Below are 1199 nucleotides of genomic sequence, written 5' to 3'. Positions count from 1 at the left end.
GTTGGTTCCGGACGAGTTGTGGGTGTTGTTCCGGCGGGTGGTGCCGCCGACGGAGGTCACGCGTCCGCAGGGCGGGGGCCGTCGGCGGGCGGGTGACCGTGAATGCCTTGCGGCGATCGTCTTCGTGGCCACCTCGGGCTGCACATGGCGGCAGTTGCCGCCGGTGTTCGGGCCGGCCTGGCCCACGGTCTACCGGCGTTTTGCCCGGTGGAGCCGGGATCGGGTCTGGGCCAGGCTGCACCGGGTCGTCCTGGACGAGCTCGGCGCCCGCGGTGAGCTGGACTGGTCGCGGTGCGCGATCGACTCGGTCAGTGTGCGGGCGGCAAAAGGGGGCCACTGACGGGACCGAATCCGACCGACCGCGGCAAACCGGGATCGAAAATCCACCTCGTCACGGACCGGAACGGACTGCCCCTGTCGCTGGGGATCTCCGGCGCGAACATGCACGACAGCCTCGGCCTGCAGCCACTCGTGCGCGGGATCCCTCCGATCCGCTCCCGGCGCGGCCCGCGCCGACGACGGCCCGCCAAGCTACATGCGGACAAGGGCTACGACTACGCCCACCTGCGCCGATGGCTGCGCGGGCGTGGCATCCGGCACCGGATCGCCCGCAAGGGCATCGAGTCCTCCACGCGACTGGGCCGACACCGCTGGGTCGTCGAGCGGACGGTGTCCTGGCTGGCCGGATGCCGACGTCTGCACCGCCGCTACGAGCGCAAGGCCGAGCACTTCCTGGCCTTCGTCGGCATCGCCGCAGCCCTCATCAACTACCGCCGACTCACCAAGTGAAACGATGTCTTAGAGGTCGTTTTCATCTTGAGTGCGACACTCTGAGTTGGTTTGTTCCCCCTCTGGGTGTATTGCTGGTGAGTCTGTGGAGGCGGTTCTTCTCGGTGAGGCTGGTGGTGTGACGGATGGGATGAAGGTCTGCTTGCGCCTGTCTCATTCCAGGACGCCCAGGTCTGTACCGTGCTTCGACGCGGCAGGATGCACGCCTGGGCGCACGCCCCCGGGCAGCAGTACGTCCAGGTCATGACGGAACGTCGTGCGTATCCGAGTGATCTGTCCGATGCCCGCTGGGAGTTGATTGAGCCGGTGCTGTCAGCCTGGCGCTTCGAGCGTCGCGGCCGGGCTCTGGACTTCGGCCGGCCCCCGAGGCATGACCTGCGCGAGATCATGAACGCGATCCTCTACGTGGA

The 1199-nt window shown here is 67.8% G+C and carries 2 protein-coding genes; both read left to right on the top strand.

What is annotated here, in order from left to right; genetic code table 11:
* Position 1: 1 nt before the first annotated feature.
* Positions 2-789 (top strand): IS5 family transposase gene (locus tag N4G66_RS45145; RefSeq protein WP_391858996.1). Its coding sequence is split into 2 segments (ribosomal slippage): positions 2-323 and positions 323-789, totalling 789 coding nucleotides; the frame shifts between segments, so codons are not numbered across the junction.
* A 243-nt stretch (positions 790-1032) separates the two neighbouring features.
* Positions 1033-1199: transposase (locus tag N4G66_RS45140; protein ID WP_261710148.1), on the top strand; the 167-nt coding region annotated here is incomplete at its 3' end.

This window comes from Streptomyces rhizosphaerihabitans (genome assembly GCF_025399795.1).
In the GTDB taxonomy this organism is placed as follows: Bacteria; Actinomycetota; Actinomycetes; order Streptomycetales; family Streptomycetaceae; genus Streptomyces; species Streptomyces rhizosphaerihabitans.
This window is presented reverse-complemented; position numbering and strand designations above follow the sequence as displayed.